Raw genomic sequence first — 15,618 nt, forward strand, 5'->3', positions numbered from 1 at the left:
GGATACGCCGTCCGCCAGCGTCCTCGCAGGAGCGATGCCGCGAGTGCGGCCACGTTTCAAGCGGGCCCTGGGTCGCGCACGATCACGTTGCCCTGACGCGCCCCCCCGAAGGCGCCGATCCGAACATGCGCAGCCGGGCGGCCTCCAGCGCCCAGACCATGCCGAGCATCATGTAGACGTGGCGCCACTTCTCGATGTCGATCTGGAACGCCTGCAGGAAGAACATCAGCAGCGCCGGCCAGACGATCTGGGCATGCGCCCGGAACGGCGAGGGCCGCACCAGCAGGCGGAATCCGACGAAGCTCGTGGCCAGCACGAGACCGATGAACACCGCGCCGCCGAGCCAGCCGCCATTGGCGAAGGAGCCGAGATAGGAATTGTGCGGCTCCAGCCCGAAGACGAGCCGCCAATGCATCGGCCCCATGCCGAACGGGCGCTCCAGCAGCATCGCCAGGCCGCGGACCTGGTTGCCGAAGCGGCCGGTCTCGCCCTGGTCGTAATCCTGGGCCAGGGAAGCCCGGGTCTCGAACATCTTGTGCACGTGCTCGACGGAGAGGAGCCCGATCACCGCGATCGCGCCGAGCACCAGAGTGGCCAGCGTCAGGAGAACGATCCGGCGGCGCAGGCGGATCGAGCCGGTGCCGGCATAGACGGAGCCGACCATCAGCAGCACGGCCACGACGCTGCCGCCCCAGGATCCGCGCGAGAACGACAGGAAGATCCCGGCCATGATGATCAACAGGCCGGCCAGCGCCACCAGCGGGCGCCGCGCGCTGCCGGTGAGCAGCCCGTGCATTAGGTAGAGGGCGCCGAGCGTCAGGAACGAGCCGAACACGTTCGGGTCCTGAAAGGTGCCCGAGGCCCGGTCGTACTTGTAGAACAGGTCCTCGATCCCGAGCCATTGCAGGTAGCCGACGATGCCGAGCGCGGCCGAGAACACGCAGCTCACCGTGTAGGCCTTGAGCGCCAGCTCCATCCGGGCATGCGTGTCGTCCGAAAAGAACATCGCGAAGAACACGCACGTGACCACGAGGTAGATCAGCTGGATCGTCCAGGTGACCGGGAATTCCTCGTTCATGTACGGGAACAGGGCGGTGACGATCGCCACCAGGTAGAGCAGCAGGAGCGCCAGCAGCGGCACCGCCCCCCGGTGCAGGCGCACGCCGAGACAGAGCCACAGCAGGATCGTCGGGATCGCTACCGCGTCGTAGGGCGAGGTTTCCGAGAATGCGAAGCAGGCGAAGAAGATGAAGGCCGCAAACAGCGCCTTGGCCAGCCCCCGGACGACGCCGATGAGCGGGATCCCGGCGGCGAATCCCGACGGGATCGGGATTCCGGGCGCTGCGGTGTGAGCCATGGATACGCGGACTCCGCGGGCCGGTTACGCTGGCCCGCATGACCGCTATCCATGACATCCAATGGTTGAGAATGGGCTTCGCGACGCCCCGTCCTCAGGGGGTCAGACGCGGCAGCTCTCGAACCCCTCGCGGATCGCCACCGGATCGAGGTTGCGCCCGATGAAGACCACCCGGGACACCCGGGGCTCGTCCGGGCGCCAATCCCCCTGGACGTCGCCGTCGAGGATCATGTGCACGCCCTGGAAGACGAAGCGCTTCGGCTCGTTCGGGAAGGCGACGATGCCCTTGCAGCGCAGGATGTCGGGCCCCTGAACCTGGGTCAGGTTCGAGATCCAGGGCATGAACTTCTCCGGATCGACCTCGCCGTCGATCCGAGCCGAGACCGACTGAATCTCGGAATCGTGATGGTGATGGTGGCCCTCCTCCAGGAAATCGGGCTCCACCTCCAGGATGCGATCGAGGTCGAAGGCGTTGCGCTCGAGGACGGCCTCCAGGGGCACCGCGCAGTTCTGGGTGCGGTGGAGCTTGGCCAGCGGGTTGATGCCGCGGATCTCGGCCTCGACCCGGTCGAGGTCCTCCGGCGAGACAAGGTCGCTCTTGTTGAGCAGGATCACGTCCGCGAAGGCGATCTGGTTCTTGGCCTCGGGGGCATCCTTCAGGCGGTCGGACAGCCACTTGGCGTCGGCGACCGTCACCACGGCGTCGAGGCGGGCGGCGTCGCCGACATCCTGGTCGACGAAGAAGGTCTGGGCGACGGGAGCCGGGTCGGCCAAGCCCGTGGTCTCGACGATGATCGCGTCGAACTTGCCCCGGCGCTTCACCAACCCGTCCATGATCCGGATCAGGTCGCCGCGCACGGTGCAGCAGACGCAACCGTTGTTCATCTCGAACACTTCTTCGTCCGCGCCGACGACGAGATCGTTGTCGATACCGATTTCGCCGAACTCATTGACGATCACGGCATAGCGCTTGCCATGATTTTCCGTGAGGATCCGGTTGAGCAGCGTGGTCTTGCCGGCACCAAGATAGCCGGTGAGCACGGTCACCGGAATCTTGCCGGCGGTCGAACCCGATGGGGCGGAAGCTGAACTCATGTCGGTCATAGCGGATTCTTCGATCGGATCTGCGGGATGGGTCGGGCGAGCGGCCCGCGAGCGTTGTCATATTGTAACAAATCCCGGCGAAGGAAGATGGAGCCACACGGTTTCGCGACTTGGCCCCCCGATCGATTGCGGATCAGCCAAGCTTTGCTCTAGGCACGTGGTGCAGTCTGGGCCCTCCGCCCGGACGGCACGCCTCGACAAGCGACTCCGATCACCGTGAAACGGCCGGGGTCCGGGCCGAAGCATGCCCTCGTCAGCCATCACGGTCCTTCGCCCGGACCCAGAAGACCGACCACATGGACGCCCGCAACCCGCTGGAACAGGACGAGGCGTTCGCCGCGTCCACGCACAGGCGCCGCCCGCCGCTGCTCCTGATCGTCCTGGTGCTGCTCGTGGCTGCGGGTGGCCTGGCGCTCGCGGTCTCGGACCGCGCCCGCGAGTCCGCCTCGGGAATCGCCGCCGCGCTGTTCGGATCGAGCAAGCCCGACGCGGGGATCGAGGCCGAGAAGGCCGGCGCGGTCGAGCGGGTGTTCCGCCCGACCAAGGAGCAGCGCGCCGCCTTCGAGATCCTGCCGGTGGCGACGCAGGTGTTCCGCCCGGAGGGCTCCGCAGAAGGCCGCATCGCCCTCAACGACGACGACAACGTGCCGGTGGTCTCGCCCTATGCCGGCCGGGTGACCAAGGTCCTGGCCCGGGCGGGCGACGACGTGAAGGCGGGCGACGTGCTGCTGACGCTCGAGGCCACCGACATGGTCCAGGCGCAGAACGACTACCAGGCCGCCCTGAACAACCTCCAGAAGCAGCAGGCGCTGCTGAAGCTCGACCAGACCATCGCGGCGCGCCAGCAGGAGTTGTTCCAGGCTCACGCGGTGGCGCTGAAGGATTACCAATCGGCGCAGAACGACGTCATCGCCGCCCAGAGCGATCTCAAGACCGCCGAGGCCGCCCTCGACGCCGTGCGGAACCGCCTGCGGCTCCTGGGCAAGACCGATGCGGAGATCGCCGCCTACGAGAAGAACGGCCGGCTGAGCCCGGAGACTCAGATCCGGGCGCCGATCGCCGGCACGATCGTCCAGCGCAAGGTCGGCACCGGGCAGTTCCTCTCGGCCTCGAGCGACCCGGTCTTCGTGATCGGCGACCTGTCCACGGTGTGGCTCGTGGCCAACGTGCGCGAGAGCGAGATCCCGAAGATCCGCATCGGCCAGGAGGTCGAGGCGAAGGTGGCGGGCTTCGGCGCGCGGGTGTTCAAGGCCCGGGTGAACTACATGGCCGCGAGCCTCGACCCCGCCACGCGGCGCCTCGCCGTGCGCAGCGAGGTCGACAATCCCGACCGCGTCCTGCGCCCGGAGATGTTCGCCACCTACACGATCATCACCGGCAAGGGCGAGCCCAGCCCGAGCGTGCCGCTGGCCGCGATCGTGTACGAGGGCGACCGCACCCATGTCTGGGTGGCCCGCCAGGACGGCGCCGTGGAGGCGCGCGACATCAAGCTCGGCGTGATCAACGGCGACAACGCGCAGGTCGTCGACGGCCTGCACGCGGGTGAGCAGATCGTGACCCGGGGGGCCCTGTTCATCGACCGGGCCGCCACCGGCGACAAGGCGTCCTGAGCGGGATCCCGGGCGATGAACAGCCTGATCGTCTTCTCGCTGCGCCAGCGCGTGCTGGTCGTGCTGCTGTTCGTGGTGATGCTCGGCATCGGCTACGGCGCCTACACGCAGCTCAACATTGAGGCCTATCCCGACCCGGTGCCCCCGCTGGTCGACGTGATCACCCAGAACCCGGGGCAATCCGCCGACGAGATCGAGCGCTACATCACCATCCCCCTGGAGGTGGCGCTGGCCGGCATCCCCAACGCCCAGGTGGTGCGCACGATCTCGCTGTTCGGCCTGTCCGACGTGAAGGTTCAGTTCAACTACGAGTACACGTACGACCAGGCGCTGCAGCGGGTGCTCAACCGCCTGTCGCAGGCGCCGAGCCTGCCCAACGGCGCCACCCCGCAGATCTCGCCGACGAGCCCGGTGGGCGAGATCATGCGCTACAAGCTGGTCGGCCCGGCGGGCTACTCGCCCATGGACATGAAGACCCTGCAGGACTGGGTGCTGCAGCGCCGGTTCAAGGCGATCCCGGGCGTCACCGACGTGACCGCCTTCGGCGGCAAGGCGAAGGAATACGAGGTCGCGGTCGACCTGAACCGCCTCCAGGCCCAGGGCCTGACCCTGGTCCAGCTGACCACGGCGCTGAACAACGCCTCGATCAACGTTGGCGGCCAGACCCTGAATGTCGGCCAGCAATCCGCGGTGGTGCGCGGCATCGGCCTGATCCGCGACATGGACGACATCAAGGACACGATGATCAGCCTCGTCAACGGCACCCCGGTGCTGGTGCGCGACGTGGCCGAGGTGCGCGTGTCGAACGCCCCGCGGCTCGGCATCGTCGGGCACGACGACCAGTCGGACGTGGTCGAGGGCATCGTGCTGATGAGCCGCGGCGGCCAGAGCCTGCCGACGCTGCAGCGCGTCGAGGCCGAGATCGACAAGATCAACAACTCGACGATCCTGCCGCCGGACGTGAAGATCGAGCGGATCTACGACCGGTCGGGCCTGATCCACACCACGACCCACACGGTGATGCACAACCTCGTCTTCGGGGTGGTGCTGGTGTTCATCGTGCAGTGGCTGTTCCTCGGCTCGCTCACCAGCGCGATCATCGTGGCGGCCACGATCCCGTTCGCCCTCGGCTTCGCGATCCTGATCCTGGTGGTACGGGGCGATTCGGCCAACCTGCTGTCGCTCGGCGCGATCGATTTCGGCCTGATCGTCGACGCCACGGTGATCATGGTCGAGAACGTGTTCCGCCACCTCGCCGAGCCCGAGCATACCGAGGGCCAGCAAGCCCCCGGGGGGCTCGAGGGCCGGCTCGGCACCATCGCCATCGCGGGCGTCGAGGTGAACCGGGCGATCTTCTTCTCGGCGATCATCATCATCGTCGGCTTCCTGCCACTGTTCACGATGAGCGGCGTCGAGGGCCACATCTTCGGGCCGATGGCCAAGACCTACGCCTACGCGCTGGTCGGCGGCCTGCTCGCGACCTTCACGGTCTCGCCGGCTTTGTCGGCGCTGATCCTGCCGAAGAAGCTCGAGGAGCGGGACACCCTGATCGTGCGGGTCCTGCGCGCCGGGCACGAGCGCGTCCTGGCCTTCGGCCTGAAGAACCGGGTGCTCGCGCTGTCGGTGATGCTGGTGGTGCTGCTGGCCTCGGGGCTGGCAGCCCGGAATCTCGGCCTCGAATTCCTGCCCCGCCTCGAAGAGGGCAACCTCTACGTGCGCGGCACCATGCCGTCCTCGATCTCGCTGGAGGCGGGCAACGCCTATGTCCAGCGCCTGCGCAAGATCTTCCAAGAGGTCCCGGAGGTCGTCACGGTGATCTCGCACCAGGGCCGGCCCAACGACGGCACCGACGCCACCGGCTTCTTCAACGTCGAGATCCTGGCCCCCCTCAAGCCGATCGACGAGTGGCGCAAGGGCCTCGACAAGGACACGCTGATCCACGACCTGAGCAAGAAACTGGAAGTGGAGTTTCCCGGGATCGAGTTCAACTTCTCGCAGTATATCGAGGACAACGTCCAGGAGGCGGCCTCGGGCGTGAAGGGCGAGAACTCGGTCAAGATCTACGGCAGCGACCTCGCCCAGCTCACCAAGACCGCCAACGCGGCCAAGGCGGCGCTGGCCACGGTGCCCGGCATCACCGACCTGGCGGTGTTCGAATCGCTGGGTCAGCCGACCGTGCGGATCGACGTCGACCGCCACAAGGCGGCCCGCTACGGCCTGTCGATCGGCGACGTGAACACCACGATCCAGGCGGCGATCGGCGGCCAGACCGCCGGCGACCTCTACGAATACGGCTCGGACCGCCACTTCTCCATGCGGGTGCGGCTGGCCAAGGAGTACCGCTCGTCGCTGGCCGGCATCCGCAACATCGCGGTGGGTGCCCAGAATCCCAATGGCGGCGTGATCCAGGTGCCGCTCTCCGAGATCGCCGACGTGGATCTCGTCTCGGGCGCCTCGTTCATCTACCGCGAGGACCAGGAACGCTACATCCCGGTGAAGTTCTCGGTGCGCGGGCGCGACCTCGGCAGCGCCGTGATCGAGGCCCAGCGCAAGGTCGCCGAGGCGGTGGACCTGCCCCCGGGCTACCGGATGGAGTGGGTCGGCCAGTTCACCAACCTCAAGGACGCCGCGACCCGGCTCAGCCTGGTCGTGCCGGTCACCCTGCTGCTGATCGCGCTCCTGCTGTTCATCAACTTCTCCTCCCTGGCGGACATGCTGCTTACCCTGTCGGTGATCCCGATGGCGATGATCGGCGGCATCTTCGCGCTGTCGTTCACCGGCACGCCATTCTCGATCTCGGCGGCGATCGGCTTCATCGCGCTGTTCGGCATCTCGACCATGGAAGGCGTGATCCTGCTCGCCTACTACAACCAGCTCCTCGACGAGGGCTGGCAGCGCAAGGAGGCGGTGTGGAACGCCGCGGTCGTGCGCATGCGCCCGGTGATGATGACCTGCGTGGCCGCTTGCGTCGGCCTGCTGCCGGCGGCGGTGTCCACGGGCATCGGCTCGCAGGTGCAGAAGCCCCTGGCCCTGGTGGTGGTCGGGGGCATCATCCTGGCGCCCAACCTGATCCTGGTGGTCGTGCCGGTGCTGATCTCGCTGTTCTCGCGGCGGCACCCGAACCCGAATGCCCGGGCCCGGACCGAGCATCGGGTCGCGGCATGAGCCGGATGAGAGCGGTGCGGGCCGGGAATCGTCACGTAGCCGGGGCGCCACAGCGCGGCGCCGGCACGCAGCATCGGAGCGCCGTCGGATTGACTTGGCCGTCAGCTCGGACGCTCTACCGAGGGAGGGGTTTCGGGGGCATGATGGTGGAGTTGGTGCCGATCCGGTGCGGTCGTGCGGCCGCCATGCTGGCGGCGGCCCTGTCCCTGTCGGCCTGCGCGGTCGGCCCGAACTACGTGCCGCCCGAGGCGCCGCCGGTCAGCCGCTACACCAAGGAGCCGCTGAAGAACCCCTCGGCCGCCGACAATATCCGCACCCGTCAGGGCGGATCGGCGGATCAGAGCTTCGTCTCCGGCGCCGACATCCCCGGCCAGTGGTGGACCCTGTTCCACTCCAAGGCTTTGAACCAGCTCGTCGAGCAGGCGCTCGCCAACAACCCGACCCTGGAGGCGGCGCAGGCCTCGCTGCGGATCGCGCAGCAGAACGTGCTGGCCCAGAAGGGCACGCTCTATCCGAGCCTGACCGCGACCCCGCAGGTGCAGGGCATCCTGGCACCCGGTCTCGACCTGCAATCGCCGCTCAACAACGAGAGCCGGTTCCTCTACAGCCTGTCCACGCCGCAGGCCGTGGTCGCGTACAATCCCGATGTGTTCGGCGGGAACCGGCGCCAGATCGAGTCGCTGGAGGCCACCACCGAGAACCAGCGCTTCCAGCTCGAGGCCGCCTATCTCAGCCTCACCGGCAACGTCGTCGCGGCCGCGATCCAGGAGGCGGCCCTGCGGGCGCAGATCGACGCCACCCGCAAGGTGATCCAGGCGCAGACGGAGGTGCTGCAGCTGTTCAACAAGCAGCTCTCGCTCGGCCAGATCGCCGGGGCCGATGTGGTCCAGCAGCAGGCGGCCTTGGCCCTGTCGCAGCAATTGCTGCCGCCGCTGGAGAAGCAGCTGGCGCAGCAGCGCAACCTCCTCACCGCGCTGGCCGGGCGGCTCCCCTCCGACGAGATCGCGGAGACCTTCCAGCTCTCGGCTCTGCGCCTGCCGACCAAGCTCCCGGTGAGCCTGCCCTCGCGCCTCGTGCAGCAGCGCCCCGATGTGAAGGCCGCGGAGGCTTTGGTGCAGCAGGCGAGCGCCAGCGTCGGCGTCGCCGTGGCCAACCGCCTGCCGCAATTCAGCCTGACCGCCACCGGCGGCTCCAGCGCCGTGCGGCTCGCGCAGGTGACCAATCCCGGCGCGGCGTTCTTCACGATCATCGGCCAGGCGACGGCGCCGATCTTCGACGCCGGCACTCTGTTCCGGCGCCAGCGGGCGGCCGAGGAGACGCTGACCCAGGCGCAGGCGCAGTACAAGGCGACGGTGATCACCGCCTTCCAGAACGTCGCCGACGCGCTGCGGGCGCTCCAGGCCGACGCCAAGGCGGTAGCCGCCGCCGACGCCGCGGTCAGCGCCACCAATCAGAGCCTCGGGCTGATCCGCAAGCAGTACACGGCGGGCGCCGTCACCTCGACGCAGGTGCTGATCGCCCAGCAGGGCTACCTCTCGGCGCTCGTCACCTCCGCGGGTGCCCGCGCCACCCAGTACGCCGACAGCGCGGCCCTGTTCGTGGCGCTCGGCGGCGGCTGGTGGAACCGCAACGACGTGGCCCCGCCCCCACCCGAGACGGACCCGCTGAAGTTCCTGTAGGGCGGCACGCCCGGCCTCAGACATCCATCGCGATGGCGTCCTGCAGCATCTGGTCGGCGGCGCTCATCACCTTGGTGTTGGCCGTGTAGGCCTGCTGAGTCTCGATCATCTTGGAGAACTGGTCCGAGATGCCGGCATTCGATTGCTCTACCGACCCGGCCGTCAGGGCCGCGCCCGCGAGCCCGAAGCTCGGCGCGCCGGACCGGCCGTTGGCCACGTAGGTGCCGCCATCGAGGGAGGTCAGGTTATCCTGCCCGCCGAACTGGGCGAGCGTCAACGAACCGAGCGGCTGCGTGCTGCCATCCGCGGCCGTGCCGGTGAGCGTGCCCGCAGGCGAAACCGTCAGGCTCGCCAGGGTGTCCGCCCCAATGGGGACCTGGACCGGCGCAGTCGCCGAGGGACCGGCGAACAGGTAATAGCCCGCGCCGTTGACTAGGTAGCCGCTCGAATCCGGGGCAAAGTCGCCGCGCCGCGTATAGGCGGTCTCGCCGGTAAAGCTCGGGCTCTCCGGCGTGCCGGTGTTCGACCGGACCACGAAATAGCCGTTGCCCGAGATCGCGAGGTTGGTCGCGATTCCGGTGGACTGGATCGTCCCCTGGATCCCGAGGGTGTCCCGCGTGCTGGTCGTAACGCCGCCGCTCGACTGCGCCTTGGCCGTGGTCTGGGCCAGCATGTCGGCGAAGCTCGTCTCCGTGGTCTTGAACCCCGCCGTCTGGGTGTTGGCGATGTTCCCGGAGATGTTGTTGAGCGCGAAGGCCTGCGCCGAGGCACCGGCCACCGAATTCGAGAGCGCGTCGTACAAGCCCATCGGGGTCTCCCGTCCCGAGACTGGCCGGAAAACCGGTCCTAGACAGGCCTATAGACGTGCAGCACGGTTAATCGGCGGTGTGTCAGCGAATGTTGCTGCCCGACCGCGGCCAGGATCGGATCGAAGATGGTTCTCCGGGCTCAGGCGCCGATGACACTCAAAACAATCTCGCGCCGGTGCGGCCGGTCGCGGTGCTCGATCAGGTAGATTCCTTGCCAGGTGCCCAGGGCCAGCCTGCCCTCGACCAGGGGGATGTTCAGGGCCGAATCCGTGACCAGGGTTCGGATATGGGCCGGCATGTCGTCCGGTCCCTCGGCGCCGTGGACGTAAGGGGCGCCGCGCGGCGCGAAGCTGTCGAGGGCCGCCATCAGGTCGGTCTGCACGTCCGGGTCGGCATTCTCCTGGATGGTCAGCGAGGCCGAAGTGTGCCGGCAGAACACCGTGACGAGCCCGTCCCGGATGCCGCTGCCCCGCACGAACTCGGCCACCGTCCCGGTGAAGTCCGTGAAGCCCTGCCCCTGGGTCGCGATGGTCAGGCGGCCGCTCGCGTGGCGCGCCACCGCGCCCGATACCAGGGGCTCGACTGAACCGATCTTGTCCCGCCTCATGCATCCGTCTCCGTCAGCGTTGCACCCGGTGCGATCTCGCGCTCGCCGCGGGCGAGGATCCGCTCCAGCACGTCGATCCGGTCGGCCTCCGCAGGCGGCTTGTCCCAGCGGATCCGGCTGACCCGGGGGAAGCGCATCGCCACGCCGGACTTGTGCCGGGTCGAGCGCTGGACGCCTTCGAAGGCAATCTCCAGCACGAGCCCGGTCTCCACCCCGTGTGCGACCTCGCGCACCGGCCCGAACCGCTTGGTGGTGTTGTTGCGGACATAGCGGTCGAGCTTGGCGAGCTCGGCATCGGTGAAGCCGTGATAGGCCTTGCCCACCGGCACCAGCTCGTCCCCGCCCTCGGGGACCTCCCGCCAGACCCCGAACGTGTAGTCCGAGTAGAACGACGAGCGCTTCCCGTGGCCGCGCTGCGCGTACATCATCACCGCATCGACGATATGGGGCTCGCGCTTCCACTTCCACCAGGGGCCTTTCGGGCGACCCGGCAGGTAGGGGCTGTTGAGACGCTTGAGCATCACGCCCTCGATCGCGTCCGCATCCTCGCCGGCGCCCACGGAGGCCGGGTCGGCCCGGGCGGCGGCGAGCGCCTCCCAATCCGCAAAGGGGACCAGCGGCGAGATATCGATCCGGGCATGGTCGAGGCGGGTGACCAGGGCCTCCAGCTTCTCCCGGCGGGTCGCGAACGGCTCGGCCCGCAGGTCGTCGCCATCCAGGGTCAGGAGGTCGTAGGCCCGGACATGGGCGGGGAATTCTTCGAGGAGCTTGGCGGTCACGGCCTTCCGGTTGAGACGCTGCTGCAGGACGTTGAAGCTCTGGACCCGCCGCTCGCGCAGGATCAGCAGCTCGCCGTCGAGCGTCCCCGTGAAGCCGATCGCCTCGGCGAGATCCGGGAACGCCCCGGTGATGTCCTCGCCGGTGCGGGAATAGACCTTGGCGACCTGGGCGCCGGCCCGGTCGCGTCCGCCGACGAGCTGGACGCGGATCCCGTCCCATTTCCACTCCGCCGAGAACGCCTCCGGCTCGAGCTTGTCGAGATCGGCCTCCTCCTCGATCGGATGCGACAGCATCGGCGGCCGGAACGGCGCCGGATTGAGCGTCTCGGGCCGCTCGGCCCTCCCCTCGACCCAGGCGAACAGCGTCTCGAACGGCGGCGTGAGGCCGTGCCAGACCTCCTCGACCGCATCCGCCTCGTAGCCGCCCAGCGCGCCGACCGCGGTCTTGGCAAGCCGCGCCGAGACGCCCACGCGCAGGTTGCCGGTGACGAGCTTTAGGAGCGCCCAGCGCCCGGTCTCGTCGAGGGCGTCGAGCCATTCGGCCAGATGCTGGGGCAGCTCCCGCTTCGGGATCGTCGCCAGGGTCTCGACGACCTCGGCGAGGGTCGGGACATGCGGGGGCGGGTTGTTGTGGCCGGGTCCGGGCTCGCGCGGCGCCACCGGCCCCGGCCCGGGCCAGATCAGCGCCGTGGTCTCGGCGAGATCGCCGACGTAATTGTGCGACAGGCGGAACAGCACCGGGTCGATGCGCTCCTCGACCAGGCCGCGGATCAGGGCCGGCTTGGCCTCGCGGAAACTCAGCGTGCCGGTCATGGCGCCGAGCGCGTAGCCGCGCTCCGGATCCGGGGTGCGCGCGAAGAAATCCTGGAGCATCCGCAGCTTGGCGTTGCGGCGCGGCTCGTAGGCGAGGCGGTCGAGGAGATGGGCGAAGTCGTTCACGCGGCCACCTCCGGCTCGGCGGCGTCGGTTGAGGCCGGCTCCGCCTCGCCGTCGTCGCCGTAGCCCAGCAGGTGCAGCGGCTTGGCCTTGATGCCTTGCGTCCCGCACCAATGGACCAGGGCATCCTCCTGGCCGTGCGTCACCCAGACTTCGCCGGCGCCGGTATCGCGGATCGTGCGGCACAGGTCCGGCCAGTCGGAATGGTCGGAGATGACCAGCGGCAGCTCGACGCCCTTCTGGCGGGCGCGGGCGCGGACCCGCATCCAGCCGGAGGCGAAGCAGGTCACGGGGTCGGGAAACTTGCGCGACCACAGATCCTGCATCGCGCTGGGCGGGCAGAGCACGATCGCGCCGTGCAGGTCCTTGCGGTCGGCGGCCACGACCTTCGGGGTCTCGCCCAGGGGGATGCCCTCGCGCTTGTACAGCTCCGTCAGCTTCTCCATCGCCCCGTGCAGGTGGATCGGCCGATCCCAGCCCTCCTCGCGCAGCAGCGCCATCACCCGCTGCGCCTTGCCCAGCGCGTAGGCGCCGACGATGTGGGCCCGCTCCGGGAACAGGGCCACGGAGGCCATGAGCTTGCGGACCTCGTCGCGCGTATCCGGATGGGTGAAGACCGGCAGGCCGAAGGTCGCCTCGGTGATGAACACGTCGCAGGGCACCACCTCGAAGGGCAGGCAGGTCGGGTCCGGCGCCCGCTTGTAGTCGCCCGACACGACGACCCGGACGCCGTCCCGCTCGATGGCGATCTGGGCCGAGCCGAGCACGTGGCCGGCGGGGGCGTAGCGCACCGTGACGTCGCCGACGCGCAGAGCCGCGCCGAGTTTCGCCTCCTGACGCTGGCGGCAGAAATCCTCGCCGTAGCGCACCGCCATGATCCGCAGGGTCTCGGGCGTCGCCAGCACGTGTCCGTGGCCGGCGCGAGCATGGTCGGCATGGCCGTGGGTGATGAGCGCGCGCTCCACCGGCCAGGTCGGATCGACGTGGAAGCCCCCGAGCGGGCAGTAGAGGCCCTCGCGGGTCAGGGTGAGGAGATCGCTCGCGCGTGTCGGCATCGGGTCCGTTGCTGCCGGTGGAGTCCGCCGGTGGCCCCGGTATATAGGCGGCCCCGACCCGGCAGACGCATGGCCACGCAACACAGTTCCGGCGACCTCCTCGCCGACCGCCGCTATCGCTATGCGGAAGCCTGCCTGGCGGATGGCGACCATGCCGGGGCGGCCGATCTCGCCGAGCAGGTGCTGGAGATCGCGCCCCGCTACGCGCCGGCCTGGCTGCTGCTGGGCCGCGCCCGGGAAGGGCTGGCCGTGCAGGACGGCGACCCGGCTCTACGGGCGGCGGCGACGCGGGCCTACGCCTGCGCCCTCGACATCGACCCCGACGACACCCTCGGCGTGCGCGCGCATCTGGTCCGCCTCGGCGAAGGTGCCGGCCTGCCAGCGCTGTCATCGGCCTATGTCCGGGCCCTGTTCGACGGCTACGCGCCGCGTTTCGAGCGCCACCTCGTGGACGGGCTGGGCTATGTCGGCCCGCAGCTCGTCCGGGATGCCCTGCCGACCGTGCCGGAGCGGTTCGATGCAGCGCTCGATCTTGGCTGCGGCACGGGCCTGATGGGCGCGGCGATCCGTGACCGGGTCGGACATCTCACTGGGGTCGACCTGTCGCCCGGCATGCTGACCCTTGCCCGAGCCAAGAGGCATCACGGCCAGCCGCTCTACGACCGCCTGGCCGAGGGCGATCTCATGGCGTTCCTGGCGGGCGAGCCACCGGCCTCCGCCGATCTGTGCCTCGCCGCGGACGTGCTGATCTACGTGGCGGATCTCGGCCCGGTCCTGGAGCGGGTCGCCCGGGCCCTGCGACCGGATGGCCTCGCGGCCTTCACCGTCCAGTCCCATGACGGCGACGGTGCGCGCCTGGGCGCCGACGGGCGCTACGCCCACGCGGATTCCCACATCACGGAGGCGGCGTCCGGCTCCGGCCTGGAGATCCTGTTGCTGCGCCCCGCCGATGTGCGGCGCGAAGGCGGTCGGCCGGTCCCGGGCCGGATCGTCGTGCTGCACCGCACACGCCAATGATTCGCCGGGCATGAAACTGCTTGGGCATTCGTCCATTGTCTGTCGGCTGCGCGCGGCGCGGCGATGGAATCGGGGACAGGCATGGCGGATTTCGGCGGCGGGAACGATGGGCGCGCACCTGAGCGCAAGCCCGACCCGCCCGTGGATCGCTCCTTCCCGGCCGATCCCCGAACGCGCATCGCCTTCGCCATCGCGCTGGCGACGCTGGCAGGCTGCGCCGATTCCATCGGCTTCCTGGAATTCTCACAGCTGTTCATGTCGTTCATGTCGGGCAACACCACGCGCTTCGGCGTGGCGGTGTCCAACGGCGACTGGGAGAACGTCACCCGGGTCGCCAGCACCATCAGCCTGTTCTGCTTCGGCGCCTTCCTGGGCACGCTGATCGCGGCCTGGGTCGGACGCTGGCGGCTGGCCGTCCTGCTGACGCTGCAGGCGCTGCTCCTCGCCGGCGGCCTGCTGATGCCCTGGGGCACCTTCGCCTACCCGCTGCACGCCTACCCGATCGTGCTGGCCCTGGGGCTACAGAATGCGACCCTGCAGGATGAGGGCGGTCGCTCGCTCGCGCTGACCTACGTCACCGGCGCCGTGGTTCGCTTCGGCACCGGCTGCGCCAACCTGCTGCTCGGCACGGTGGCGCCCTCGTTCTGGATCCAGGCGCCGCTCTGGGCCGGCCTCAGCACCGGCGCGGTCGTCGGCGGCCTTCTGGATATGCGCTACGGCGAATCCGCCTTCCTGTTCCCGGCCGGCCTCGCCGCGATCCTGGCCCTGGTGGCGATCGCCCTGACCATCGCCAAGCCCGGCAGCACCCTGGTCGCCGGCTCGGCGCCGGCCCCCGATGCCAGCCCGAAGGCGGAGGTGATCGACGCGATCCACTGAGGCCGCCCCGGTGGCTCGCCCGTGACGGCGACAGGGCGGTTCAGCTGTCGGAATCCCGGTAGCTGCCCCGCCCCTGCTTGATCACGGCGCGGCTCTTCTTGGCGCCGATGCGCCGCTCCTTCGAACCCTTCGTCGGTTTGGTCGCGCGGCGAATGGGCGGCGGCGGCTTGGCCGCCTCGGTCACGAGCTCGACCAGCCGTTGCAGCACATCGGCCCGGTTGCGCTCCTGGGTCCGGTGGCGCTGCCCGGACAGGACCAGCACGCCGTCCTTGGTCAGACGCCGGCCGGCGAGCTTGTACAGGTTCGCCTTGACCCGCTCATCGACCGAGGGCGAGGCCAGGATCGACCAGCGCAGCTGGACCGCCGTCTCGACCTTGTTGACGTTCTGCCCGCCCGCCCCCGAAGCGCGCATGAACGATAGCTCGATCTCGTCATCCTCGATGGTGATCCGCGCGTTCACCCGCAGGGGCATGGCGACCTCCGGCCCGCGTCGCGGAACGCGCTCGACCGAGGCCGACCGCAGGTGCGCTGGAACACGGGTTCCGGCGCAGAAGCGGCGATCCTGTGGGTGCGAACCGGAGCCACGATCGCCATATCCTCTCGTACCGGCGGTCGGCCGCGCCG

General features: G+C 69.2%; 12 protein-coding genes. 5 read left to right on the forward strand and 7 right to left on the reverse strand.

The window, feature by feature from the left end; all coding sequences use genetic code 11:
- Positions 1-82: 82 nt before the first annotated feature.
- Both AKJ13_RS17050 and AKJ13_RS17055 read right to left on the reverse strand, forming a co-directional pair.
- Positions 83-1,357 (reverse strand): O-antigen ligase family protein, encoded by a 1,275-nt coding sequence (locus AKJ13_RS17050; protein WP_050734423.1) that lies wholly within the window; start codon positions 1,355-1,357, stop codon positions 83-85.
- Between the two features lie 102 nt (positions 1,358-1,459).
- Positions 1,460-2,461: a GTP-binding protein gene (locus tag AKJ13_RS17055; RefSeq protein ID WP_007559616.1), complete on the reverse strand. Its 1,002-nt coding sequence runs from the start codon at positions 2,459-2,461 to the stop codon at positions 1,460-1,462.
- Positions 2,462-2,757: 296 nt separating this feature from the next.
- Between AKJ13_RS17055 and AKJ13_RS17060 the strand changes: the two genes are divergently transcribed.
- The 3 genes from AKJ13_RS17060 (at position 2,758) to AKJ13_RS17070 (ending at position 8,915) form a co-directional block, all read left to right on the forward strand.
- Positions 2,758-4,071, forward strand: coding sequence for an efflux RND transporter periplasmic adaptor subunit (locus AKJ13_RS17060; RefSeq protein ID WP_050734424.1), 1,314 nt, complete (start codon positions 2,758-2,760; stop codon positions 4,069-4,071).
- 15 nt (positions 4,072-4,086) lie between these two features.
- Positions 4,087-7,236: a CusA/CzcA family heavy metal efflux RND transporter gene (locus tag AKJ13_RS17065; RefSeq protein ID WP_050734425.1), complete on the forward strand. Its 3,150-nt coding sequence runs from the start codon at positions 4,087-4,089 to the stop codon at positions 7,234-7,236.
- Between the two features lie 140 nt (positions 7,237-7,376).
- Complete coding sequence (locus tag AKJ13_RS17070) at positions 7,377-8,915, forward strand: efflux transporter outer membrane subunit (RefSeq protein ID WP_200905652.1); 1,539 nt, start codon at positions 7,377-7,379, stop codon at positions 8,913-8,915.
- Positions 8,916-8,931: 16 nt separating this feature from the next.
- Here AKJ13_RS17070 and AKJ13_RS17075 read toward each other — a convergent pair whose 3' ends face one another.
- From AKJ13_RS17075 to AKJ13_RS17090, 4 genes are all read right to left on the reverse strand, one after another.
- Positions 8,932-9,723: a flagellar hook basal-body protein gene (locus AKJ13_RS17075; protein ID WP_050734426.1), complete on the reverse strand. Its 792-nt coding sequence runs from the start codon at positions 9,721-9,723 to the stop codon at positions 8,932-8,934.
- Positions 9,724-9,863: 140 nt separating this feature from the next.
- Complete coding sequence (locus tag AKJ13_RS17080) at positions 9,864-10,331, reverse strand: secondary thiamine-phosphate synthase enzyme YjbQ (protein WP_050734427.1); 468 nt, start codon at positions 10,329-10,331, stop codon at positions 9,864-9,866.
- Positions 10,328-12,049 (reverse strand): cisplatin damage response ATP-dependent DNA ligase, encoded by a 1,722-nt coding sequence (locus AKJ13_RS17085; protein ID WP_050734428.1) that lies wholly within the window; start codon positions 12,047-12,049, stop codon positions 10,328-10,330. The genes AKJ13_RS17080 and AKJ13_RS17085 overlap by 4 nt, the downstream gene beginning before the upstream one ends.
- The gene (locus AKJ13_RS17090) at positions 12,046-13,101 is read right to left on the reverse strand and encodes a ligase-associated DNA damage response exonuclease (RefSeq protein WP_050734429.1); all 1,056 of its coding nucleotides are present in this window, start codon (positions 13,099-13,101) and stop codon (positions 12,046-12,048) included. Before AKJ13_RS17090 ends, AKJ13_RS17085 begins: the two co-directional genes overlap by 4 nt.
- A gap of 69 nt (positions 13,102-13,170) precedes the next feature.
- On the opposite strand from AKJ13_RS17090, the gene AKJ13_RS17095 reads away from it, so the two are divergent.
- Both AKJ13_RS17095 and AKJ13_RS17100 read left to right on the forward strand, forming a co-directional pair.
- On the forward strand, positions 13,171-14,118 hold the full coding sequence (locus AKJ13_RS17095; protein ID WP_050734430.1) for a methyltransferase domain-containing protein: 948 nt from the start codon (positions 13,171-13,173) through the stop codon (positions 14,116-14,118).
- An 81-nt stretch (positions 14,119-14,199) separates the two neighbouring features.
- The gene (locus tag AKJ13_RS17100) at positions 14,200-14,994 is read left to right on the forward strand and encodes a YoaK family protein (protein ID WP_007559630.1); all 795 of its coding nucleotides are present in this window, start codon (positions 14,200-14,202) and stop codon (positions 14,992-14,994) included.
- Positions 14,995-15,034: 40 nt separating this feature from the next.
- On the opposite strand, the gene arfB is transcribed toward AKJ13_RS17100, so the two are convergent.
- Positions 15,035-15,466 carry an alternative ribosome rescue aminoacyl-tRNA hydrolase ArfB gene (arfB, locus tag AKJ13_RS17105; RefSeq protein ID WP_050734431.1) on the reverse strand — a complete coding sequence of 144 codons (432 nt, stop codon included), beginning with the start codon at positions 15,464-15,466 and terminating at the stop codon, positions 15,035-15,037.
- Between the last annotated feature and the right edge of the window lie 152 nt (positions 15,467-15,618).

It is taken from the genome of Methylobacterium sp. ARG-1, from assembly GCF_001262595.1.
Lineage (GTDB): Bacteria > Pseudomonadota > Alphaproteobacteria > Rhizobiales > Beijerinckiaceae > Methylobacterium > Methylobacterium brachiatum.